At 45.9% G+C, this 24,106-nt stretch carries 22 protein-coding genes; 12 read left to right on the top strand and 10 right to left on the bottom strand.

What is annotated here, in order from left to right; translation table 11 throughout:
- Positions 1-106: 106 nt before the first annotated feature.
- Positions 107-1,006: a LysR substrate-binding domain-containing protein gene (locus ACN0W5_RS10435; RefSeq protein WP_417454081.1), complete on the top strand. Its 900-nt coding sequence runs from the start codon at positions 107-109 to the stop codon at positions 1,004-1,006.
- Positions 1,007-1,044: 38 nt separating this feature from the next.
- Here ACN0W5_RS10435 and ACN0W5_RS10430 read toward each other — a convergent pair whose 3' ends face one another.
- From ACN0W5_RS10430 to ACN0W5_RS10420, 3 genes are read right to left on the bottom strand one after another with little or no spacing between them, the layout of a single operon-like run.
- Complete coding sequence (locus ACN0W5_RS10430) at positions 1,045-1,860, bottom strand: iron chelate uptake ABC transporter family permease subunit (RefSeq protein ID WP_417454080.1); 816 nt, start codon at positions 1,858-1,860, stop codon at positions 1,045-1,047.
- Complete coding sequence (locus tag ACN0W5_RS10425; RefSeq protein ID WP_417454079.1) at positions 1,857-2,696, bottom strand: ATP-binding cassette domain-containing protein; 840 nt, start codon at positions 2,694-2,696, stop codon at positions 1,857-1,859. Before ACN0W5_RS10425 ends, ACN0W5_RS10430 begins: the two co-directional genes overlap by 4 nt.
- Before the next feature lie 38 nt (positions 2,697-2,734).
- Complete coding sequence (locus ACN0W5_RS10420) at positions 2,735-3,232, bottom strand: Fur family transcriptional regulator (RefSeq protein ID WP_417454078.1); 498 nt, start codon at positions 3,230-3,232, stop codon at positions 2,735-2,737.
- Between the two features lie 115 nt (positions 3,233-3,347).
- Between ACN0W5_RS10420 and ACN0W5_RS10415 the strand changes: the two genes are divergently transcribed.
- Entirely contained in the window at positions 3,348-4,496 is a 1,149-nt protein-coding gene (locus ACN0W5_RS10415) for a zinc ABC transporter substrate-binding protein (RefSeq protein WP_417454077.1), read from the top strand.
- A 165-nt stretch (positions 4,497-4,661) separates the two neighbouring features.
- On the opposite strand, the gene ACN0W5_RS10410 is transcribed toward ACN0W5_RS10415, so the two are convergent.
- The 3 genes from ACN0W5_RS10410 to betI all read right to left on the bottom strand — a co-directional run bounded on the left by ACN0W5_RS10410 (position 4,662) and on the right by betI (position 7,255).
- Positions 4,662-5,087, bottom strand: coding sequence for an HIT domain-containing protein (locus ACN0W5_RS10410; protein WP_417454076.1), 426 nt, complete (start codon positions 5,085-5,087; stop codon positions 4,662-4,664).
- Between the two features lie 44 nt (positions 5,088-5,131).
- The gene (betB, locus tag ACN0W5_RS10405; protein ID WP_417454075.1) at positions 5,132-6,598 is read right to left on the bottom strand and encodes a betaine-aldehyde dehydrogenase; all 1,467 of its coding nucleotides are present in this window, start codon (positions 6,596-6,598) and stop codon (positions 5,132-5,134) included.
- Between the two features lie 69 nt (positions 6,599-6,667).
- On the bottom strand, positions 6,668-7,255 hold the full coding sequence (betI, locus tag ACN0W5_RS10400) for a choline-responsive transcriptional repressor BetI (RefSeq protein WP_417454074.1): 588 nt from the start codon (positions 7,253-7,255) through the stop codon (positions 6,668-6,670).
- A gap of 358 nt (positions 7,256-7,613) precedes the next feature.
- Here betI and ACN0W5_RS10395 point away from each other — a divergent pair, with 358 nt between their 5' ends.
- The 4 genes from ACN0W5_RS10395 to ACN0W5_RS10380 all read left to right on the top strand — a co-directional run bounded on the left by ACN0W5_RS10395 (position 7,614) and on the right by ACN0W5_RS10380 (position 11,552).
- Positions 7,614-8,564 carry a choline ABC transporter substrate-binding protein gene (locus ACN0W5_RS10395; RefSeq protein WP_417454073.1) on the top strand — a complete coding sequence of 317 codons (951 nt, stop codon included), beginning with the start codon at positions 7,614-7,616 and terminating at the stop codon, positions 8,562-8,564.
- Positions 8,565-8,758: 194 nt separating this feature from the next.
- Complete coding sequence (gene choW / locus ACN0W5_RS10390; protein WP_417454072.1) at positions 8,759-9,619, top strand: choline ABC transporter permease subunit; 861 nt, start codon at positions 8,759-8,761, stop codon at positions 9,617-9,619.
- A gap of 20 nt (positions 9,620-9,639) precedes the next feature.
- Positions 9,640-10,839 carry a choline ABC transporter ATP-binding protein gene (gene choV, locus ACN0W5_RS10385; protein ID WP_417454071.1) on the top strand — a complete coding sequence of 400 codons (1,200 nt, stop codon included), beginning with the start codon at positions 9,640-9,642 and terminating at the stop codon, positions 10,837-10,839.
- 14 nt (positions 10,840-10,853) lie between these two features.
- Positions 10,854-11,552 (top strand): HAD family hydrolase, encoded by a 699-nt coding sequence (locus tag ACN0W5_RS10380; RefSeq protein ID WP_417454070.1) that lies wholly within the window; start codon positions 10,854-10,856, stop codon positions 11,550-11,552.
- A gap of 119 nt (positions 11,553-11,671) precedes the next feature.
- Here ACN0W5_RS10380 and bmt read toward each other — a convergent pair whose 3' ends face one another.
- A complete protein-coding gene (gene bmt, locus ACN0W5_RS10375) occupies positions 11,672-12,757 on the bottom strand; it encodes a betaine--homocysteine S-methyltransferase (RefSeq protein ID WP_417454069.1) in 1,086 nt (361 codons plus the stop codon).
- A 322-nt stretch (positions 12,758-13,079) separates the two neighbouring features.
- On the opposite strand from bmt, the gene ACN0W5_RS10370 reads away from it, so the two are divergent.
- Positions 13,080-14,657: a hypothetical protein gene (locus tag ACN0W5_RS10370; RefSeq protein WP_417454068.1), complete on the top strand. Its 1,578-nt coding sequence runs from the start codon at positions 13,080-13,082 to the stop codon at positions 14,655-14,657.
- 218 nt (positions 14,658-14,875) lie between these two features.
- Here ACN0W5_RS10370 and ACN0W5_RS10365 read toward each other — a convergent pair whose 3' ends face one another.
- Positions 14,876-15,349 carry an Lrp/AsnC family transcriptional regulator gene (locus ACN0W5_RS10365; RefSeq protein ID WP_417454067.1) on the bottom strand — a complete coding sequence of 158 codons (474 nt, stop codon included), beginning with the start codon at positions 15,347-15,349 and terminating at the stop codon, positions 14,876-14,878.
- A gap of 232 nt (positions 15,350-15,581) precedes the next feature.
- Here ACN0W5_RS10365 and ACN0W5_RS10360 point away from each other — a divergent pair, with 232 nt between their 5' ends.
- From ACN0W5_RS10360 to ACN0W5_RS10340, 5 genes are all read left to right on the top strand, one after another.
- Positions 15,582-16,814: a 3-methyl-2-oxobutanoate dehydrogenase (2-methylpropanoyl-transferring) subunit alpha gene (locus ACN0W5_RS10360; RefSeq protein ID WP_417454066.1), complete on the top strand. Its 1,233-nt coding sequence runs from the start codon at positions 15,582-15,584 to the stop codon at positions 16,812-16,814.
- Positions 16,815-16,817: 3 nt separating this feature from the next.
- A complete protein-coding gene (locus ACN0W5_RS10355) occupies positions 16,818-17,831 on the top strand; it encodes an alpha-ketoacid dehydrogenase subunit beta (protein ID WP_417454065.1) in 1,014 nt (337 codons plus the stop codon).
- Between the two features lie 3 nt (positions 17,832-17,834).
- Complete coding sequence (locus ACN0W5_RS10350; RefSeq protein ID WP_417454064.1) at positions 17,835-19,154, top strand: dihydrolipoamide acetyltransferase family protein; 1,320 nt, start codon at positions 17,835-17,837, stop codon at positions 19,152-19,154.
- A gap of 3 nt (positions 19,155-19,157) precedes the next feature.
- Entirely contained in the window at positions 19,158-20,552 is a 1,395-nt protein-coding gene (gene lpdA / locus ACN0W5_RS10345) for a dihydrolipoyl dehydrogenase (RefSeq protein ID WP_417454063.1), read from the top strand.
- Positions 20,553-20,775: 223 nt separating this feature from the next.
- Positions 20,776-22,281, top strand: a complete 1,506-nt coding sequence (locus tag ACN0W5_RS10340) for an FMN-binding glutamate synthase family protein (RefSeq protein ID WP_417454062.1) — start codon at positions 20,776-20,778, stop codon at positions 22,279-22,281.
- 4 nt (positions 22,282-22,285) lie between these two features.
- Here ACN0W5_RS10340 and ACN0W5_RS10335 read toward each other — a convergent pair whose 3' ends face one another.
- Together ACN0W5_RS10335 and ACN0W5_RS10330 are read right to left on the bottom strand one after the other, a co-directional pair.
- Entirely contained in the window at positions 22,286-23,023 is a 738-nt protein-coding gene (locus ACN0W5_RS10335) for a FadR/GntR family transcriptional regulator (protein WP_417454061.1), read from the bottom strand.
- A gap of 37 nt (positions 23,024-23,060) precedes the next feature.
- Positions 23,061-23,888, bottom strand: a complete 828-nt coding sequence (locus ACN0W5_RS10330; RefSeq protein WP_299374511.1) for a sulfite exporter TauE/SafE family protein — start codon at positions 23,886-23,888, stop codon at positions 23,061-23,063.
- Positions 23,889-24,106 lie beyond the last annotated feature (218 nt).

The raw sequence follows: 24,106 nt of genomic DNA, 5'->3' as shown, positions 1-24,106 counted from the left end.
TCTTTTCTCCTGATGGTTTCTTTATCTCTTGTTTCCAATGTGCGTAATGTTTTCTTGAATATCCAACTAAATTCTGATTACTATACATAAGGAGATTTTATGTATTATGGCTTCAAAATTACCCCCACTTTCATCATTGCGTGTTTTTGAAGCTGCGGCGCGTCATGGTAGCTTTACGCGTGCATCAAAAGAATTGGGTATGACCCAAGCCGCAGTTAGTTATCAAATGAAGATCCTTGAAGAGAGAGTGGGTACACCGCTTTTTTTACGTAAGCCTCGGCAGGTGAGTCTGACTGAGACGGGTGAACGTATTGCGCCAGTTGTAACAGAGGCATTTGAACTATTGCGTGCAGCATTTGTTATGGCTGAAGATGCAAGTCATAATCTTTTGTCTATAACAACCGTTACGACTTTTGCGACTAACTTTCTTGCTGAAAGATTAGGTAATTTTCAAATTTTACATGACGATCTCGCTGTTCGCTTGGATACCTCTATGTCCGTCGTAGATTTTTCGCGTGAAGATTTTGATTTGGGCATTCGATCTGGCGATGGTCAATGGCAAGGAGTTGAGACTCACTTGCTGATACCAGCTAAGTTTTCTCCAATGTTAAGTCCTGATTTAGCTCAATCAGTTGGTGGTATTAAAAAGCCTTCAGATCTCTTGAAGTTGCCATTAATTGATGCCTCTGATCCGTGGTGGAAACTCTGGTTTGATTCTATGGGGGTACAATCTGAGGGGCTTCACGGTAATAAGCGAAGTCGAATGGGGATTCAGATGTTAGAAGCAAGGGCGGCGGAGGCAGGGCAAGGGGTCGCCATTTTAACGCCAGATTTTTACCGAGATTCCCTAAAAAGAGGGAGCTTAATTCAACCGTTTGATGATGTTTGTCATGATGAAGGGCGAGGGTATTGGCTTGTGTATCCTAAAGCTCGCAGAAATATGCCAAAGATCAAAAAATTTAGAGATTGGTTGCTGAATGAAGTTAAAGAGCACTGTAATCAATAAGAGCGTAGCTCATGAGTGTCTTTAGTAAAACTTATTGATTAAGAAAGATGGCGGCTTTTACTCATCAGCAAGCCACCAAAAATTAATCCGCCTAGAAAAAGTATAACTTCGGCGACAACAATGGATGGACCTGATGGTGTATCCCATTCCAAAGAACCGAAGAGACCAATGATAATTGAAAGGCTACCTATCAAGGATGCAATAACGGCCATTTGTTCTGGTGTTTTGGCAAACCTTCTTGCAGCAGCTGCGGGAATAATGAGCAAAGAAGTGATGAGAAGAACGCCAACCACCTTCATTGCAATGGCTATGACGATAGCGACTGTGATCATAAACAAGGTCTGAATAAGCATGACATTTATGCCTTCTGCCCGTGCGAGTTCTTCATGGAGCGTGAGGGCAAGGAGGTCTTTCCAGATATAGGTAAGGAGAGACAGGGCAACAGCACCCCCACCATAAATCCAGTAAATATCTTCATAATTTACAGCAAGAACATCCCCGAAAAGATAGGATAGCAAATCAACTCGATAGCCTTGTAATAGCCCAAGGACAACAAGGCTGATCGCAAGGCTTGAATGGGCCATGATCCCGAGTAATGTATCGCTTGCTATTCTTTTTTGATGTTGGAATAGCGTAACTGTTAAAGCGATCATGATGGCAGTTCCAATAATGCCAACAGTTAGATTAAAACCCAGCAGTAATCCAAGGGCGACACCGAGCAGAGCAGAGTGCGCAAGCGTGTCCCCAAAATAAGCCATTCTACGCCAGACGACAAAGCAACCCAAGGGGCCGGAAATTAAGGCAACACCAATTCCTGCAACAAGTGCGCGCAGAAAGAAATCTTCAAATATCATGCTTGGTCCGACGTCGTATGGGGTTGGTCATGGCTAGAATCATGAGAGTGATCATGAAGGTGGTGGTAGACGGCAAGGCCGGGTTTTGTTTGTCCGCCAAATAGCGCGAGATATTCCGGGCTGTCGCTGACTTGTGTCGGAGCACCAGAGCAACAGACGTGGCCGTTAATGCAAACAACTCGATCTGTTTCGGCCATGACAATGTGCAGGTCATGAGAGACCATCAATATGCCAAAGCCTGATTGTTCTTTAAGGCGGGAAATCAGTTTGTAGAGTTCGGTCTGGCCTTGAAAGTCGACCCCTTGAACTGGCTCATCTAAAACCAGAAGATCGGGTTTTCTGAGAATAGCGCGGGCGAGAAGAACACGTTGGAATTCGCCACCTGATAAGCTTTGCACGGCTTGCTTTAGAGTGTGATGAGCACCAACATCTTTGAGGGCTGTTTCTCGTTCTGAAAGTGGACGCTTGTCCGGTATGGACAAAAAGCGTTCGACAGTCATAGGCATAATTGGGTCGATATTTAACTTTTGGGGGACATAGCCAATGACGAGGCCGTGTTTACGCCAAATTTCACCCTTTGTTGGCTTTATTGCCTTTAGTAATGCACGAAGGAGTGTTGATTTTCCAGCGCCGTTTGGCCCGATCAGAGTAACAATTTCATTCTTGTGAACTGTTAAGCTGACGTCGTGGATAGCTGTTTTCCCACCAAAATTAATTGTCAGGTTCTCGGCTTGGATGAGGGGCGCTCCACTTGGCTCGGGTGCGTTATGGTCATGTCCGCAACCACAACTTGGGTCACTGAAATTAGGGGTTTTATCGCTAAGGATATCTTCCATGGTATGTGTCGCTAACTCTTAGCCAAGGGCTTTTTGTCTTACTGTGTTGAATGACAATCCGGGCAAGTCCCCCGAACTTCCAGCATTCGCTGATCGGTTTTAAAGCCAAGACTATCTGTCTTCTTTAAAATTGCTTGATCTATTGCTGAGTCATGAACTTCAGCTGCGCACCCACAGTTATTGCAAATAAGGAAAACACCAGAATGTTCTTCTGATGGATGAGAACAGCCCACATAGGCGTTTAAAGATTCAATTCTGTGTATAAGGCCTTGCTCCAAAAGAAAATCCAAAGCCCTATAAACTGTCGGTGGGGCTGTTTTTCCGCTTTCCTGAGAAAGTTTGGAAAGTACATCGTAAGCACCAACGGGGTGGTGGCTTTCCCACACCAATTCCAACACGCGTTTACGAGCATCAGTCAAGCGGGCACCACGAGCCGAGCACAGCGCTTCCGCGTCGTTTAAAGCTGTTTTTACACAGTGTTTATGATCGTGAGATCCACCGCAAAAAGAGAGAGAAACAGTATCAAAGTTTTTCATGCCCTATAGATATCCTGTCTTGACATTTCTGTAAATGTTATAACATATCATTATTTAAATTTACTCCATTATCTTACTTTTCATCACCGATTTAGGTGTAATTATAAGGTTCACTATGATGCTCTCTAGAAAATCAGGGTTACGAAATCCTCTTCGTGTTTCTTTACTGGCCAGTTCTATCATTTCTGGACTTAGTATGAGTGCTGCTGCGGGCGAGGCACCTAAAGTTGCTGTATCGATCCTGCCAGTTCATTCTCTTGTGCAGTCAATAATGGAAGGCGTTGGAGAGCCTGAGCTTATTATGGATAAGAGTGCTTCTCCACATGGCTATAGTATGCGTCCTTCCCAAGTTCGTATGTTGAATGATGCTGACATGGTCGTTTGGGTTGGAGAAGGCCTCGAAACATTTCTGAAAAAGCCTCTTTCTCAGCAAGAAGGGAAAAAAACAGTCCTAGAGTTGATGGACATTAAAGGTATCACTCTTCTTGAAAATCGTAGCTCTGGACAATGGGAGCATGACCATCACCATAATGATGATGAGCATGATGCGGATGTACATAGTGCTCATGATCACGAAGAAGAGCATGAGCATGAGGCAGAACATGATCATGATAAAGAGTACGATCACGATCATGCAAAAGATCATGATGACCATGCTCATGATGAAGAGCATGCGAATGAACATCATGAAGAAGAAGACCATGGCGAGCATGTCCATGAAGAAGATCATGATCATGATCACGGACAATTTGATCCGCACATTTGGCTTTCTATCAACAATGCTAAGGCAATTGTAGAGAGAGTTGGTGATGAGCTTGCCAAAATTGATCCTGATCATGCCCCCACCTATCAAGCCAATGTGAAAAAGGTTATGGCTGATCTCGGGATGTTAAAACAGGATTTGGATGGTCAGCTATCTGTTGTACAGGACAAGCCTTATCTGGTTTTCCATGATGCGTATCAGTATTTTGAAAAAGAATTTTCCCTTTCTACTGTTGGGTCAGTAACCATTGATGCTGAAAGAAAGCCAGGTGCCAAGCGGATTACAGAGTTACGTGAGATTATTCGGGAAAGAAAGGCAGCTTGTATATTTAGAGAACCACAGTTCAAACCAGTTGTGGTTGATGTCTTAGCGGAAAATCTTGATACGAATATCGGTGAGTTAGATCCTTTGGGATCAAACCTTGCGAAGGGTCCTCATGCCTATAAAGCCCTAATGACGAGCCTAGGTGACAATTTGGTGTCTTGTTTGGCTAAGAAATAAGTGTGTTTTATTTGTTAGCTCATGGCTTCATCAAGTAATCTGTATGGGATGGGAACTCTTCACATAAAGATTATTGATCGAAAAAGGAAACCGCAATCGATTGGTGGGTATGGTAAGGCAGGAGGCCTGAGGAAAACAACTTGAGCATGGCTCAGGGAGGAAGTTTTACTCAGGTAATTTGCGCCCACTTTCGATTGCGGTTCCAAGTTTAACTTTTATTGTCTCTAGATCATCTGTCCTATAGGGCTGTGGTTTTTTTACTCCCCAGACCGGACCTGGCCAGGCTGCGTCATTTTCAAAACGTGCAATGACATGGATGTGGAGCTGTGGAACCATATTTCCCAGCGCAGCGACATTGATCTTAAAGGCTGTGCATTCTTCTGTAAGTATTTCTGATATATACTTAATCTCTTCCATTACAGCCGAAAAGAGATCTTTTGGTAGGTCATGCAAATCACGAAGGTCGTTGTAACGCGGTACCAGAATCAACCAGGGATACTGGCTGTCGTTCATAAGCAGAACCCGACAATGAGAGAGGTCTGCTATGGTTATCGTGTCGGCTTCAAGACGTTCGTGAAGTGCAAATTCCATGATGATTTAGCCTTTATCCCAGTAAGGTTTCCCAGAAGAGTATTCTAGTAAGGACAATCCACATCACCCATCTCAACATAAACTGATTTTAGTTGTGTGAAGTGATTGATTGCCGCTGTGCCATTTTCACGACCAATACCAGATTGTTTATAGCCACCAAAAGGCATTTCGATCGGGGTTATATTGTAATTGTTAATCCAGCAGGTTCCGGCTTCCAGGTTTTCAATCACGCGATGGGCACGATTGATGTCCTGTGTAAAGACACCAGCAGCCAAGCCAAATTGTGTATCATTGGCGGCTTCTACGACTTCGTCTTCACTATCGAAAGTAATAACAGACATAACAGCACCAAAGATTTCTTCGCGTGCAATACGCATGTCGGCTTTTACATCTGTGAAGATTGCCGGCTCAATAAAACAGCCTTTTTCGAAGCCTTCAACGGTGACTTTGTTTCCGCCATAAGCGAGGGTTGCCCCTTCGTTTTTACCAATTTCGATATAGTTCAGAACCTTTTCCATGTGATCCTTGTGGATGAGTGATCCGACATGTGTTTCCAGATCCATAGGATCGCCAATAATCATCTTGGAAGTGCGTTCAATGAGTTTCTCCAAAAAGGCTTCTTTGATGTCTTTATGGACATATACGCGGGTTCCGTTGGAACAGATCTCCCCCTGAGTATAAAAGTTTGCAAGCATGGCGGCTGACACGGCGTTGTCCAGATTTGCATCATCAAACACGATAAGAGGGGATTTCCCACCAAGCTCAAGTGTCACATGTTTGAGGGTTTTCGAGGCTGATTCCATGACGCGCTTGCCCGTAGGAACTGAACCGGTCAGTGAGATCTTTTCGATACCCTCGTGTTCAGCGAGCATTTGGCCAACGGAGCCCAAACCGGATACAACATTGAAAACACCATCGGGTAGGCCAGATTCTGTATAAATTTCTGCGAGTTTTAGTGCGGTAAGCGGCGTGACTTCTGATGCTTTGTAAATAACCGCATTGCCACATGCGAGGGCAGGGGCAGATTTCCAGCAAGCAATCTGAATTGGATAGTTCCATGCGCCGATGGCAGCACAGACACCGAGCGGCTCTTTGCGCGTATAGGCAAAGTTGCCGTTTGCGAGTTGAATATGTTCGCCATTGATAGAGGCCGCGAGCCCTGCGAAATACTCTATGCACTCAGCACCTGATTCTACGTCAACACAGTTTGCCTCTTGCATCGGTTTACCTGTATCCATGACTTCAAGAATAGCAAGCTCATCATTTCGTTCGCGGAGCAAGGCAACGGCTTTTAAAAGAATGCGGCTTCTTTCTGTGCCACTCATCTTGGACCAGATCTTGAAACCTGCCTGGGCGGCTTTGACGGCTTTATCAACATCTGCTGTTGATGCAATTTGGACATCACAAATAACGTCACCAGTCGCCGGATTAGTAGTTTCAAATGTTTCTCCGGATGTGGCGTCTGTGTACTTACCGTTGATGTAAAGCTGTTGAGTAGGAAGCTTTGCCATTATCTTGATCCCTAAAGTTCTAATATTTTGTTCAAATATATCTGAATTGTTTAAATCTAATGTCTTAAGTTATTTCTGATGAGCCAATATCTGGCTGCTGATGTAACTTTCCATAATCGCGATGGCTTCTTTTGGTGTGACCCCGCCTTCTGTCAGGGCACAGCGTATCCAGAGGCCTTCGACCATGGCTGCCAAGCCTGTGGCGGTACTGGCGACCATCTGTTCAGGAAGCAAAGGCTTCAATGCGTGTTGAAAATTGCTCTGCATGCGGCGTTCATTGATTTTGTGCAGGCGTCCCAATTTTCCTGAAGTTGGAACCAAAGCCCAAAACGCCAACCAAACATCAACCACGCCTGGTTTGAACTGCTCATCTGAAAAATTTGAATTCACGACGGCAAGCAGACGTTCTATTGGTGTGTTGGCGTGTTCCAGTTGTTTTTTTGTTTCTTCGCCCAATTTTCTCATGAGGTATTGCAACGTTGCCGTTAATAACCCTGATTTATCATCAAAGTAATGGGCGACAATTCCCGAAGACAGACCTGCATGTTTGCTTATTTTCGAAATGCTGGCATTAGTAAACCCTTCCTCGTGGATCGTTGCAATTGTCGCTTTGATCAGCTGGGTTTTCCGAATCTCTTCCATTCCGATTTTTGGCAAGACCTTGTTTCCTCTTTATTCAATGTTTCAGCCTTTGTAGAGGCATTGAAACAAAAAAATGATGTATTTATGTCCTGTTTTGTGACGCATTTTTTTGAACTTAGTCTATGATTTCATTTGCAAAGTTATAGCGTTGTTCTTGAATTGATGACTGCGGTATAATTATCAATAATTTATTTTGATTGAACGTTCAATCAAAATAAATTATTGATAGTGAGATTACGACGGTAGTTTCTATCGTACTAGGGAGTTAAATCAGGCAAAAATCCTGCTAGAATAATAATGAACTTGCAGGTATCTTGCTAAAATCAATTAGAGCCACAGGGTCCTCTTGTGGCGTAAAAATGGAGACAAGTGAATGAACCTCAAACACTTGATTTCGGCTAGCACACTGGCCATCGCTGCAGCTGGTTTTTCAACTGGGGCACAAGCTGCTGACCCAGCTAGCTGTCAATCTGTTACTTTTTCCGATGTTGGATGGACCGATATCACAGCAACAACTGCTGTAGCATCTGTTGTTCTGGAAGGTCTTGGTTATCAACCTGAAACGCAAATTCTTTCTGTTCCTGTGACCTATGCAGGTCTAAAGAACGGCGATGTTGATGTTTTCCTTGGCAACTGGATGCCAACGATGGAAGCTGATATCGCACCTTATCGTGATGAAGGTTCCGTTGAGACTGTTCGTGTTAACCTCGAAGGGGCTAAATATACGCTTGCCGTTCCAACTTATCTTGCTGACAAAGGTCTAAAAGATTTTGCAGATATCGCAAAATTCAAAGATGATCTTGATGGTAAAATCTATGGTATCGAGCCTGGGAATGACGGAAATCGCCTTATTCAGGATATGATAGACAAAGATACCTTTGGCCTCAAAGATTTTGAAGTTGTTGAATCATCCGAAGCTGGCATGCTGTCTCAGGTTGCGCGCTCTACGCGTCGTGATAAAGGCGTTGTTTTCCTTGGCTGGGCTCCACACCCAATGAACGCAAACTTTGAACTGACCTATCTAACAGGTGGTGATGACATTTTTGGCCCTAACTTTGGTGGTGCGAATGTGCATACAAACGTTAGAAAAGGCTATGTGAGTGAATGCCCGAACATGGGTAAGCTTCTCGGTAATCTGGGCTTCACACTTGCCATGGAAAATGAAATCATGGGTGCTATCCTAGATGATGGTAAAGAAGGTCCGGTTGCTGCAACTGAATGGTTAAAAGCAAACCCCGGTGCATTGGATGCATGGCTTGCAGGTGTAACCACATTTGATGGTAATGAGGGGCTTGCAGCAGTGAAAAGCCACTTAGGCCTTTAAGTCTTACGCCAGATAAATTTGTTAAAGAGGGCTGGCATTCTGTCGGCCCTCTTGTATGTTAGATCAAAATAAAACCAGTGATAGAATTAGAGCTTGTGAATAATAGCTTATTTATCAAAGAAACTGGTGATAATGAACAAAAGAACACATAAACAGTCATTTTATGGGTTCACTAATGAGCAGAGGGATTAGCAATGTCCGGCATCGAACAGTGGTTAGTTGACCATAAAATTCCCGTAGGGAAATGGGGGGAAAGTTTTTTTGACTTTCTGATCGATAACTTTGCAGGTTTTTTTGACGCGATAACTGATGGCGGTACTTTCCTGATTGATGGAACCGTGGACATGCTTTTGTTTGTGCCATCAATCATATTAATCCTTTTAATTACAGGCCTTGCGCAATATTTACAAAGAACATGGAAACTATCTCTGTTTGTTTTTCTATCTCTTTTGTTCATTGTAAATCTTGGGTATTGGACAGAGACGATTGAATCGCTTGTTCTTGTGGTTTATGCGACTGTCGTTTGCATGATTACTGGCGTCCCTCTCGGTATTGCGGCAGCTCACCGTCCTTGGTTGTATTCAATGTTAAGGCCAGTTCTTGATCTTCTACAAACAATTCCGACATTCGTTTATCTTATTCCGGCGATGACACTTTTTGGTTTAGGAATGGTGCCTGCGCTTGTCGCGACAGTGATCTTTGCTGTTGCTGCGCCTGTCCGTTTGACGCACCTCGGCGTGTCTTCTGTTCCCAAGCCTTTGATTGAAGCAGCTGAATCATTTGGCGCTACGAAGAAACAATTGCTTTGGAAAGTTGAAATTCCTTATGCCTTACCAACGATTATGGCTGGGGTAACACAGTGTATCATGCTCTCACTTTCAATGGTGGTGATTGGAGCCTTGGTTGGCGCAAGCGGCCTTGGTAAGCCTGTTGTGCGTGCCTTGAATTCCCGCCAGATTGATATGGGAATTGAAGCGGGGCTCGCGATTGTTGTTGTTGCGATTTTGTTGGATCGTCTGTGTAAGCAGCGTAATGCCCCGGTTGATGGCGCTTAAGGTAGGGATGGAGCAATAAAATGACAGCTGTAGAATTTAAAAACGTCGATATTGTTTTTGGCGATAACCAGCAAGAAGCCATCCCAATGGTTGATGCGGGCAAAACACGAGAAGAAATTCTTGAGAAAACCGGATGTGTTCTGGGGGTCGCTGATGGTTCCATCAAAATTGAAGAAGGCGAAATTTGTGTTCTGATGGGGCTTTCCGGTTCTGGTAAATCAACACTGTTACGCGCAGTGAATGGTCTGAATAAAGTCACGCGCGGTGAAGTTCTTGTGCGTGATGGCGATGACCTTGTTGATGTCGCTTCGTGCGATGCCAAAACACTGCGTCATATGCGCATGGAACGGGTTTCCATGGTTTTCCAGCAATTTGCGCTTCTACCTTGGCGTACTGTATCGGAAAACGTTGGCCTCGGACTAGAGCTTAAGGGCGTGCCAAAAGCTGAACGTGAAGCCATCGTCGAAGAAAAGCTGAAGATGGTTAGTCTTGATCAGTGGAAAGATAAATACGCGCATGAATTGTCTGGCGGAATGCAACAGCGTGTGGGGCTAGCGCGCGCATTCGCAACGGATGCAGATATTTTGTTGATGGACGAGCCTTTCTCGGCTTTGGATCCTTTGATTAGGGACCACTTACAGGATGAGCTGCTTGAACTTCAGAGAAACCTGAAAAAAACGATTGTCTTTGTAAGCCATGATCTGGATGAAGCGCTGAAAATCGGCACGCATATCGCGATTATGGAAGGTGGACGTATTGTTCAATATGGCGAACCGGAAGAGATCGTCTTGAATCCTGCGAATGAATATGTTGCTGAATTTGTGGCTCATATGAACCCGCTGAATGTTCTGCGTTGCGCGTCGTTGATGACGCCTGTAAGCGAACTTCGTAAAGATGGTGCCCGTGTTATTCTTGATAAGTACGACGCCTTCAAGGTGGCCATGGATGGTAAGGGATCTGTGCAGAAAGTAACCTTTGAAGATAAAGAGGAATTGCGTGTCTTTAGTTTTGGCCCTGATCATGCGCTAGATGATATTCCCGATTGTAATATTGTGGCCGCTTCGCCTGACATAACGATGAAGCGCGCAATTGAACTTCGCCAATCAACAGGTAATCCTGTATTGCTTGAAGAAGATGGTGTGCTTGTCGGGGTTGTTGGCGATGAAGAGATCTATCAAGGTATTCTTCGTCAAAGCTCGATTGCTGATGCGGCAGAATAAAGGGTTTTGATCTAATGACGATTAAGGCGATCCTGTTCGACAAAGATGGAACCCTTCTTGATTACGAACAAAGTTGGACGCCCCTTAACCAAAAAGCCGCTTTAATGGCTGCCAAAGGGGATGCGGGGCTTGCTGCACAGCTGTTGGCTGCAACGGGATATGATGCTGAACTGGGGCGGGTTTTGCCCGGTTCGATGCTGGCTGCCAGTAGCAATGGTGAAATCGTTGCGAAATGGTGTGAGTTTTTGCCTGATGCGAATTATGACGTTCTTATTGGTACGGTTGAGAAAATTTTTCAGGACGAGGGGGAAGCTGCTGCGGTTGCCGTTACTGATCTATCTGCTTTGTTTATCCGCTTGAAAGAGCGGGGGCTTAAACTTGGTGTAGCAACAAGTGATAGTGAACAAGGGGCGAGGCGTTCTTTGTCGCGGTTTGATTGTATTGATAAGCTCGACTTTATTGCGGGTTATGATTCTGGGCATGGACTGAAACCAACCGCGGGCATGGTTCAGGGCTTTTGTAAGGCAATGGACGTAGCCCCGGAAAATGTGGTTGTTGTTGGCGATAACTTGCATGATATGGAAATGGGAATGAATGCTGGGGCTGGTTTGAAAGTCGGTGTTCTGACAGGCACAACCGGACGTGAAGAGCTTTCAACCCTGGCGGATCATGTTCTCTTGTCGATTGAAGAGCTTGAGGGCGTATTAAGTTAATTTCTCTGTAAATCTTTCTGAATGGTAGTTACTGAGCTGATGAAGCAAAAGGGACCTCAGATGAAGCCCCTTTTCGTATGTTTAAACGGTTATCAGGTTGTGGTTTATGCTTGGTCCGTTTATTCCTGACCGGGCATTTTTCCATCATCTGCAGCTTTACGTTTTGGGTCGCGACCGCGCCGTCGGCGACCACCACCGGTCTGCTCTTTTGGTTTCGCCCCAAGTGGTCCGGCTTCGTTCATTTCGCGTGCACCGTTAGAAATTTCACCAAGTCGTGCGACTATTTCGTCAAGGCTTGGTTTCGGACCTCGCACATGGTTGTCCAAAGCGTCACGCATATGTTTGACGTGATCTGGGGATGTACCACAGCAACCACCGATAATCTTGATACCGGAATCTACTGCAATGCGGGCATAATCTGCCATTAGCTCCGGCGTGCCCGTGTACCGAATGGCACCATCAACGTATTCAGGAATGCCACAGTTACTTTTTGAGACAAGAACATCGCCTTCTTGTGCGCACATTGCCATGTTTTGAAGTGCGGTAACCATTTCAGATGCCCCGACACCACAGTTAGCACCATAAGCGACAGGTACTGTTGAAAGCTCTTTGACGCGTCCGGCAAAATCACCGGGGGTTAGGCCCATCATTGTGCGGCCATTGGTGTCAAAGCTTAACGTTGTCACAATAGGTAAGCCAGTTTCACTACATGCCGTGACCGCGGCTTCCAGCTCTTCCGGTGCTGAGATTGTTTCCAGCCAAAGAACATCTGCACCAGCTTCGGCAAGGGCGATAGCTTGTTCACGAAATGCAGCAATACCTTCTTCGCGGGTAAGTGATCCTACAGGTTCAAAGATATCGCCTGTGGGGCCCATAGACCCGGCGACAACCACAGGGCGGCCCGCTTCGTCAGCAACGCGCTTGGTGATCTTTACGGCGGCAGTGTTTATTTCTGCAACGCGGTCGTCAGCTTTGTGAAGCTTGAGACGGTTGCGAGTCCCCCCAAAGGTATTGGTGAGAATAATGTCTGATCCTGCATCAACAAAGGATTTTTGAAGGTTGTAAATTTTCTCAGGCTCGTCGATGTTCCAAAGCTCAGGAGCATCGCCGGTTTCCAAGCCTACTTCGAAAAGGTTGGTGCCTGTTGCGCCATCGGCAAGTAGCCAGTCGCGTGTTTTTAAAAGATCTAGAAATTTATTGGCCATGGTTACTCGCCGCACAAAATTGAGATTTATATTTATTGAAGAAACTATGCTCTTTTTGTACGTGACGCAAGCTATATCAGGATTTCTTTATATGGATTTTGTGCTCGCTTAGTGGTGATTTCACAATAAGATAGATCGCTCATGAATCATTTGAGGCATAAAAATGACATTTTTGTTTCGCAATGGGTGGTTTTTTCTACAGAAAAAGTATAGATATATGCTGCTCGCGAAAAATTTCCCCGCAGCTTTGATTTCTATTTTCGGTATTTTATGAACCGAAGGGGCGAATACGGGCACCGTACAAGGCTTGGAAAATAATTAAATGTCGAGTTTAAAAGATCGAAAGATTGGCGCTGGCCGATCTGCTACTGTCTATCTGGATCATCTTCCTGATGGTCGGGCGACAGCACGTAAGATATTTGTAGGCTCCACTTTGGCTGGCCTCGTTCACAATGTGATCTTTGGCGCGAATAACCCTTATATTTGGCATCAGGGATCAATACTTGAAGCTGCTTGTCGTCGTCGTGTTCTTTCTGCTCTGATGAAGCTCTGGCTACCCGGTAAACTTCGTATCGCAGAGATTATTTCTGTATCTTGGAACGAAGAATTCCGAGCCAATGAAATTACCATGGAATTTATTGATGGGCGGGCGCCATCATTACACCATCCGTATTCTTCGCAAAAAGAGACCGAAATTCAGGACCTGATTGAGAACGTGATGAAACCCTTGCAGGGATTACTTCTTGATGCTGGGTTTGATGGACTTGCTTGGCAGGCTGGTTATGGCAATCCGGTTGCGACCAGTAACTTCCTATTGGAAACAACTGAAACTGGGGAAACACGTTGGGTCTGGGTTGATCTGGAATCCGGTGTGCCAGCTTTGTTCCCAGCAAATCCTAAGCTCTTGTTTTCTTATTATTTACAGCGGACTCTTGTGAATGGCCGTCCGCTTTATGATGATGTGGATGTTCCGAAACTTCGCGATTATATTGCTAAAAATAAAAACGCGCTTCTTGGGGCGATGAGCGAACAGGAATACGAGGCACTTTGTGTTGATGTATCAGGTCTTATTCACAAGCCTGATGATTGGCGCTTTATGTCACGCCTACAGCGTAGCATTCAGTCAAAATTTGCGCGCGGTAAAATTTCTGAAGAAGAAACACATTATTACAAAAAACATCCTCTTCGCTGGTATGGGCGACAAGCTAAAGAGGGTTTGAAAAAAGTTGCAGGAAAAGTAAGTTCGTTCTTTAAAGAAAGCAAATTGATCAAACAACTTGGTAGCTTGCTGCCTAAAATAAAAGCTTTTATGTTTTTGCCGTCCTATAGAACGCAACTGAGTAGGCTATTGGTTGGACGCAGTATTGAAGACTGGCAAAAACGTCGCCAGCTTACCGAGCGTGAAGCCGATGTTTTGAAGCATGAAATGGAAAACAGTGAAAGTAGCCTTTATATCACTGACTTTGGTGTGTTAATGGCGCTGAAACCGTTTGTGAAAGTTACAACCCTAGCTATTGTCTTTGGGTTGGGGGCCTTCGATGTTATAGGCCTTTTAGGTGGTATTATTGGTTATTTTAGTGGGGGGGTGATTGTGCGCACGATCTATACGACGTGCCGTATTCTTGCTTCTACCGCTCGGGGCACAAGCCGACCTTGGTTTGCATTGCTTTTGGGGTTCATCCCGGTTCTTGGGAATGCTGCTTATCCCTTGCAATTGCTATATGAGGGAACGCGTGGTGGGAATGGCGTCGCGAAGTTCATTATCTATGATATTATGGCTAGACTTGGTCGTGCGGTCCCGATTTGGGGTGGTCCAGACACGTTGGTGGAACACAAGGCCAACAGTATTGGCGATTTGTTGATTCGCAATCGTAATGCTTTACCGGAAGCTGCGGAGTAAAAAACACCAACAAAAATAGTCGAATAGTTTTATGAAAATGGTCATCACATTATTGTGGTGGCCATTTTCGTATCTCTTTCGTTCAGTCGATGGTACTATGAATATTATGTTCAACTTATGCGGTAATGATGTGTAGCAGTTGATCAATAGGTTCTTGGAGCATCGCAACAGGAGCAATAATGTTCAGGATGCTTAACTTTAATTGGGTTTTTGCATTTCTAGGATGGTCTTTGTGGGCTGGGAAGTGCATTTCTTTCTACAATGCTGCGCAGGGCAAAACGAGATCTTACGGCCCTGATTGTTGGAATGCGGGTCAGTTTTTCCTGAAGGAATTTTTCAAAGGCCATAAGATCGGTCGCGACGACTTTAAGCAAAAAATCTTGGCTACCCGTCATCAGGTAACACTCTACAACTTCTTCAAACTTATCTATTTCCTCTTCAAATTTTTTCAAGTTCTCCGAGGCCTGTTTTTCCAATTCAACCGAAACAAAGATGTTGATCATATACCCCAGTTTGGTTTGATCTACCCGGGCGGCATAGCCTGTAATAACGCCTTCATCTTCAAGCATTTTTACGCGTCGAGCACAGGGGGTTGGCGACAAACCCACACGCTCAGCCAGTTCGATAGAACGAATGCGTCCTTCCGTTTGAAGGATTCGCAAAATCTTTATATCAATCGTATCAAGTTCCATTAATCACTACTTTTGTTGTTAATTTTAGAGATAAATAGCTCAATTAAGCAGATATGATAATGATTTTGGGAATAATCACCAGTGATAATATGTCATAATTACTGACAGAGATAATGCCCCAAATTTTAAATCTACTTAAAAATAAGCTGTAATTGGCAGAAAAGGGCGGAACCTAGGGAGCGATAAATGCGAAAGAAAAATATATTGGAAAATATATTGCCGGAGAAAATTGATGACTGAAAAAAAACGGCTTCATCTTCATGTGCCAGAGCCAGAATTTCGTCCCGGAGATACCCCGGATTTTTCCAATGTTACGATACCCAAAGCAGGTTCTGTAAGGCGTCCTGATGTTGATGTTTCGCCCGAGGAAATCAGGGATCTTGCCTATTCTATTATCCGCGTCTTGAATCGGGATGGGAATGCTGTTGGCCCTTGGGCGGATCTGTTGAGTGGTGATGAATTGATCAAAGGCCTGCGTCATATGATGACGCTTCGGGCCTTCGATGCGCGTATGATGATGGCACAAAGACAGGGAAAAACATCCTTTTACATGCAACATCTTGGTGAAGAAGCTGTTTCAACTGCTTTTCAATGTGCGCTGGAAAAAGGGGATATGAATTTTCCGACTTACCGTCAGGCAGGCCTGTTGTTGGCCCAAGACTATCCCATGGTCAAGATGATGAACCAGATCTACTCTAACGAAGAAGATCCGTTAAAAGGCCGCCAGCTTCCAATTATGTATTCTGAGAAAGAGTACGGATTTTTTTCCATTTCCGGTAACTTGGGCACGCAGTATATTCAGGCTGTTGGCTGGGCGATGGCTTCTGCGATTAAAAATGATACCAAGATTGCAGCGGGCTGGATCGGTGATGGATCTACGGCTGAGTCAGATTTTCATGCTGCATTGGTCTTTGCATCCACCTACAAAGCGCCTGTCATTCTTAATGTGGTAAATAACCAGTGGGCGATCTCTACCTTCCAGGGAATTGCTAAGGGAGGATCAGGAACCTTTGCCGCCCGTGGGCATGGCTTTGGAATCCCGGCACTGCGTGTTGATGGTAATGACTATCTCGCTGTTTATGCAGTTGCAAAGTGGGCTGCTGAGCGTGCACGCTTGAACCTTGGTCCAACTATGATTGAATACGTGACCTATAGGGCTGGTGGGCACTCTACTTCTGATGATCCTGCGGCCTATCGTCCAAAGGAAGAGTCCGATGCCTGGCCATTGGGCGATCCGATTGAGCGTCTGAAACTTCATCTGATTAGCAAGGGAATTTGGTCGGAAGATCGTCACTTACAGGCACAAGCTGAAATTAAAGACACCGTACTGGCAGCACAAAAAGAAGCAGAAAGTCACGGTACGCTCCATTCCGGGGGGTCGCCTTCAACGCGTGAAATGTTCGAAGATGTTTATAAAGAAATGCCGCCACACTTACGGCGTCAACGTCAGGAAGCGGGGATTTAATTCATGAGCAGGATGACGATGATTGAAGCCATCCGTGATGCAATGGATGTCATGATGGGGAAAAATGATGACGTGGTTGTCTTTGGTGAAGACGTTGGTTACTTCGGGGGTGTCTTTCGCTGTACGCACGGATTGCAGGAAAAATACGGTAAGAACCGCTGCTTTGATGCTCCGATTAATGAATCCGGGATTGTCGGTGCGGCAATTGGTATGGCGGCCTATGGTTTGCGCCCTTGCGTAGAGGTCCAGTTTGCTGATTATGTTTATCCGGCTTATGACCAGATCGTCTCGGAAGCTGCGCGGTTGCGCTATCGCTCTGCGGGCGATTTTACGGCACCGATAACAATCAGAATGCCGACGGGCGGTGGTATCTTTGGGGGACAAACACACAGTCAAAGCCCCGAAGCGGTCTTTACCCAGGTATCGGGCCTAAAGGTTGTTGTGCCTTCCAACCCTGCAGATGCCAAAGGTCTTTTGATTTCGGCGATAGAGGATGATGACCCCGTTATCTATCTGGAACCAAAGCGCCTTTATAACGGGCCTTTTGATGGTCACCATGACCAGCCGGTAACTCCTTGGTCAAAACATGAGATGGGTGAAGTGCCGGATGGGTATTACAATGTTCCATTGGGCAAAGCCAAAGTGACCCGTGAGGGAGCGGATGTTACAATTATTGCTTATGGCACCATGGTTTATGTGGCTGAGGCTGCGGCCAAAGAAACCGGAATTGATGCAGAGATAATTGATCTACGGTGTTTATTGCCTCTGGATGAGGAAACAATCATCGCGTCGGTTAAAAAGACGGGGCGTTGTGTTGTTGTTCATGAAGCTACGTTGACATCTGGTTTTGGTGCCGAACTTCTCTCTCGTGTTCAGGAAACCTGTTTCTATCATCTCGAAGCACCAATCCAACGGGTGACAGGCTGGGACACACCTTATCCTCATGCGCAGGAATGGGCTTATTTCCCCGGACCGGAAAGAGTAAGCCGTGCGTTAAAACAAGTGATGGAGGCCTGATCAATGGGTGAATATGTAATCAAGCTTCCTGATGTTGGCGAGGGTGTTGCTGAAGCCGAGATCGTCGAGTGGGAAGTTTCAGTTGGCGATGTGGTCCAGGAAGATGCTGTCCTTGCCGCTGTGATGACTGACAAGGCAACGGTCGAAATTCCATCCCCTGTGGATGGTCGTGTTATTTGGCTTGGAGCCGAGCCTGGAGATGTAATGTCGGTTGGTGCCCCGATTATCAAACTAGAAGTTGATGGTGAGGGGAACACTACAGAGGATAGCACGTCAAAACCTCTATCTGCTGAACCTGAAACCCCTAAGTCGGGAAAAGTAGAGAAGAAGGTGTCTCCAAAACAAGAGCAAGGTTTTGTTGTTGAACCGCCAAAAACAAAGGTGGAGATAGAAAAGCCATCGGCATCTCAAGTCCGTAAACAGTCTATTGGTCCTGCCAGAGCAGAAGGGGAGAAGCCTATTGCATCTCCGGCCATTCGAAAACGTGCACAGGACGGTGGTGTTGATCTTCGGCAAGTCACGGGAACGGGGCCAGCCGGACGCATTACCCACGAAGATCTGGATACTTATTTTGATGGCAGCAGTGTTGCGGTTCATCCAAAAGGGGGGCTTGTCCCCAATACGTCGGTCTCGGAAGTCAAGATCGTAGGTTTACGTCGTAAAATTGCGGAAAAGATGTCGATTTCCAAATCTCGGATACCGCATATCACGATTGTCGAAGAAGTCGATATGACAGCTTTGGAAGAACTGCGCGCGACATTGAATAGGAACAGATCCGAAGATCATCCTAAACTGACACTCTTACCGTTCTTGATGCGGGCATTGGTCAAGGCTGTCGCTGAACAACCCAACCTCAATGCAATTTTCGATGATGAGGCGGGTGTTGTTCATCAATACGGTGGTGTCCATATTGGCATGGCTGCACAAACACCGAACGGATTGGTGGTGCCAGTTATAAAACATGCGGAAGCAAGGGATGTCTGGGGCTGTGCGGCAGAAGTCAATCGTCTCGCAGCTGCATCCAAAGCAGGGACCGCAACACGCGAAGAGTTAAGTGGATCGACCATTACCATCACGTCACTGGGGCCTTTGGGGGCTATTGCAACTACACCTGTTATTAATCATCCGGAAGTCGCCATTCTTGGGGTTAACAAAATGGCTGTACGTCCTATGTGGGATGGGAATGATTTTGTCCCGCGTAAAATGATGAATATTTCTTCCAGCTTTGACCACAGGGTTATTGATGGCTGGGATGCGGCCGTTTTTGTGCAACGGATTAAATCCCTGCTTGAAACCCCGGCAATCATTTTTATGGAGGGCTAAGCCGTGAAGGAAATTAAAACAAAGCTTCTTATTATCGGTGCTGGCCCTGGTGGGTATATCTGTGCCATCCGTGCGGGGCAGCTGGGGATAGATACCGTTGTTATCGAAGCAGGAAAACCCGGCGGCACTTGTCTTAATGTTGGTTGTATTCCATCAAAAGCCCTGATCCATGCCGCAGAAGAGTTCGACAAAGTCGCTCATTTATCGGGTGAAAACGCGCTCGGAATTTCGACGACAAAACCCTCTATTGATCTTGCACAGACAATGGAGTGGAAAGATGGCATTGTGAGCCGCCTGAATTCTGGTGTTGCTGGACTTTTAAAAAAGCATGGTGTTAAGACCGTTGAAGGTTGGGCAAAGTTTCGGGACGGTAAAACTGTAGAGGTCGCTACGCCGACAGGGCCGCAGATTATACGGGCTGAATATGTCGTGATTGCCACAGGTTCCAAGCCAGTGGAACTGCCTTTCCTACCTTTCGGGGATAAGGTTATTTCATCGACTGAGGCCCTGTCACTAACCGAAGTACCCGAAAAGCTGGCTGTTGTTGGTGGCGGGTATATCGGGCTTGAGCTTGGTATTGCCTATGCAAAACTGGGGGCGAAGGTTACGGTTGTCGAGGCGGCTAAATCTATTTTGCCACAGTATGACAAAGATTTGGTGCGCCCAATAAACAAGCGATTAAGCAGTCTTGGTATCAAGGTCATGACCAATGCCAAAGCAAAGGGACTTTCCACAAAAGGGAATTCCTTGCTTGTTGAGAATAGTGCAGGCACTGACGTTAAGGTTACGGCAGATAAAATTCTGGTGACTGTCGGGCGAAAACCTGTAACTGAAGGCTGGGGTTTGGAAGAGATTGACTTGCGTATGGATGGATCTTTCATTCATATCAACGATAAATGCGAAACCTCTATGCGTGGAACTTTTGCGATTGGTGATGTTACCGGGGAACCAATGCTTGCCCATCGTGCCATGGCGCAAGGAGAAATGGTTGCTGAAATCATTGCCGGGGAAAAACGCGTTTGGGATAAAGTTTGTATTCCAGCGGTTTGCTTTACCGACCCGGAAATCGTAACGGCAGGATTGTCACCGGTAGAGGCCAAGAAGTTGGGACATGAGATTAAAGTGGATCTCTTTCCATTTCAGGCAAATGGTCGTGCCATGTCTGCCGAACGCGAAGATGGGTTTGTCCGCATTGTTGCCCGGGCAGATAATCATCTGGTTCTTGGCATTCAGGCCGTAGGTGCAGGTGTTTCCGAAATGTCGGCAGGTTTTGCGCTAGCCCTTGAAATGGGCGCGCGTCTGGAAGATATCGCTGGAACAATCCACGCCCACCCAACACAAAGCGAAGCCTTTCAAGAGGCCGCCCTTAAAACCTTGGGACATGCATTACATATTTAGTCATGATCTGAATGCGTCTATGTTCAAAAGGCATTTAGAAGAAATACTCGAAATAAAAGCGTTGGTTTTCCAGCGCTTTTATTTTTGGGTAACTCGCTATGTATGAGATAGGAAAGGCATAAAATTTACGCTGTCACAAACGGCTACTTTTCTTGTGACTGGCTTTTAAGAGAGTTTTCCTATTATAGTTTTGTAATGAAAATTATAATGGGGAGAGATTTTAATGGAACAGATACCTGACTTCGTTGTCACCTTTCTGGAGCTTCTCTCTTTTCTTTTTATAACGGCTGTCGGCGCCGGGTTTCTGTGGTTGATTTATGCCTACATCACTGATGTAACGCAGACAGAGAGTACACTGCGTCGAAATTATCCTGTCATCGCACGTTTTCGCTATTTCTTTGAGCATCTGGGGGAGTTCTTTCGCCAGTATTTCTTTGCCTTGGACCGCGAAGAAATGCCCTTTAATCGTGCTGAAAGATCATGGGTCTATCGTGCGGCTAAGAATGTTGATTCCACCGTGGCCTTTGGTTCTACCCGTGATCTCAGGCCTGCGGGAACGGTTTTCTTTGTGAACTGTCCTTTCCCGACACAGGCGGAAGACGCAATTGAACCCGGTAACGTGATCATTGGTCCTTATTGTCAGCAACCATATGAAACAGATAGTATTTTTAACATTTCAGGGATGAGTTATGGCGCGATTTCTATTCCGGCTGTGCGGGCTTTATCAAAAGGGGCCAAGAAGGCTGGTATCTGGTTGAATACAGGCGAGGGCGGCTTATCGCCTTATCATCTGGAAGGTGGGGCAGATATTGTATTTCAGATTGGAACCGCCAAGTTTGGTGTTCGCAAGCCCGAAGGTGGTTTTGACGAAGACAAACTCCGGGAAATTGCGGCCCATGATCAGGTTAAAATGTTTGAGCTAAAGCTTTCACAGGGGGCTAAACCGGGGAAAGGAGGCATTTTACCCGGAGAAAAGGTCACCGAAGAAATCTCCAAAATCCGTGGTATTCCTATCGGGCAATCTGCCATCAGTCCAAATCGTCATCCAGAAGTGAAATCCGAGAGCGAACTTCTGGATATGCTTGCTTACATCCGTGATACAACGGGGAAACCTGTTGGCTTTAAAATGGTTGTTGGGACCTATGGGTTTTTTGATAACCTGTGTGAAGAAATTAAAAAAAGAGGCATTGAAAGCGCCCCTGATTTTATCACAATTGATAGTGCTGACGGGGGAACTGGGGCAGCCCCGATGAGCTTGATTGATAACATGGGGGTGCCTCTGCGGGAAAGCTTACCTCATGTGGTCGATACCCTGATCAGGCATGGGCTGCGTGATCGTATTAAAGTCTGTGCCAGTGGTAAGATGATTAACCCGTCTGATGTGGCGTGGGCCTATTGCGCAGGGGCTGATTTTGTCAACTCGGCGCGTGGATTTATGTTCGCGCTTGGGTGTATTCAGGCGTTGCAATGCAATAAGAATACATGCCCGACAGGGATCACTACTCACAATAAAAAACTACAATTTGGTCTGGACCCTGAAACGAAGTCAGTACGGGTTGCGAGCTATGCCGAGAATATGCGGAAAGAAGTGGGAATCATCGCCCATAGTTGTGGTGCGGCAGATGCACGGGCCTTGAAGCGTTATCACGCGCGGATCGTTCTTGATACAGGGCGCAGCGTTTCAATGGATGAGCTTTATCCATATCCAACGGTATTGGCAGCTGAATAGAGCTTTATGGGGTATCGGGTGAAACTGCGTGTTTTATATCGTTGATATGGTCCCGCATTGCTTCGGCTGCGGCATCGGGGTCATGGGCCTGAAGTGCAGTTAAGATCCGGCAGTGACCCGTGATGGAAGCAACACGACGTTCTTCACTTTGATGGCCCTCGGTACGGGATGGGTCTATAGATGCGCTGATCTTGTCCATGAGATCAGATAGGAGTGTATTCCCTGTTGCCTTGGCGATGAGTGCGTGAAAGCTCCTGTCGATCTTTTGAAGTTCACTTAGATCTTCCGTCGTCATCTGAGTTCTCAGAAGCTGATCCATTTCAGCTAACTGTTCGGGAAGGATCATTTCTGCGGCAAGAGCAGTAATTTGCGGCTCGATTAATTCACGTAGTTGGAAGACTTCGAAAAGACGTCTTACGTCGCCGGAAACCAAAGAGGACAAAGCGCGGGTTAGCTCTTCCCTTGTTGAAGATCGGATGTAGTTGCCACTTCCACGTTTCGGCGCTAGGACACCTTGTTCCTGTAAGACACGAATGGCTTCACGGACAGAGTGGCGTGAGACAGAAAACAAGTCAGATAGACGTCGTTCGGAAGGAAGCGCGTCCCCAGGACCCATGTCTTCATCGCTGATCAACTTTCTGATCTTGGCGATAACGTCTTCATAGGCGCGCGCTGTTGAAACTGAATTATCGTTCGTTTCAGTTTCTTGCTCTAGCGTCGTGGATTGACTTTGCTCTGTCATACTTGCTCTCCCTTAACTGCCTTCTAAGGCAGCGTTCTTATGTTAGCAAGTCATGTATCATGCGCAAGCTCGTGATAAAGAGGAAAAAGGCAAAAGACAGTCTAAGAAGTTTTGGCGGGATCGCATGGGCAATCTTCGCGCCGATTGGGGCAAAGAACCCTGATGTAGGAATGATGAGAGCAAAGCCAATTAGATTGACGTAGCCAAGGGAAAAATCTGGTCTGCCGGGTAGCCCCAAACCGTAATAAATATAACCAAGAAAGCCGGGAACCGCGATGATAAGACCGATGGCAGAAGCCGTCGCAACAGCTTTGCGAATAGGGTAGTTAAAAAGGGTGAGAATAGGTACAGATAAGGTTCCGCCGCCGATACCCATTAACACCGATATTCCGCCGATGAAAACTCCAATTAGTTGTTTAAAGGGGGAGCCGGGGAGCTGGTCTGAAATATGTGCTCCTTCAGGTCGGAAAGCCATATTCATAGCGACGACTAACGCTATGACTGCAAAGACTGCAATCAAAGCTTCCGAGCCAATATTTCCGCCGACAACAACCCCGATCAAGACGCCAATCGCAATGGCAGGCCCCCAGCTTTTCAAGAGGTCTGTATCTACAGCTCCTTTGGCATAATGAGAACGGGCAGAGGCAAAACCAGTGACAAGAATAGTTGCCAATGACGTCCCAACGGCGGTGTGCATGCGAACGGACTCGTCGACACCTATTAGACTGAAAAGGTGATATAGAACGGGAACGATAACAATGCCGCCGCCGACGCCTAAAAGGCCGGCAATAAGCCCGGCAACAACGCCTGTGGCCAATAGGATAGCTGCTAGAATAAGCAGATCTGTGGAAAGGAGTGCGTCCATCTATGTAAAGCCTGACTAGTAATTTTTTTAAAGTTAGAGAATGAGTGTTATCTCGGCTTAGATTTATTTTTACTGAATCTTACAGCACCTATTACCTTGATGCCATATAGCGTGAAGGGTTTTGATGCCTTGATGCTTGGTTGGGAAACTCTCCGATAATCAAGTTGTCTTTCGTATGGTCTCAATAATTTTTTGGTTTTACCAAGTTATATTGGTTG

The organism is Kiloniella sp., from assembly GCF_048270245.1.
Taxonomy (GTDB): Bacteria; Pseudomonadota; Alphaproteobacteria; order Kiloniellales; family Kiloniellaceae; genus Kiloniella.
Note: the sequence above shows the minus strand (reverse complement) of the source record. Positions and strands in the feature narration are given on the sequence as shown.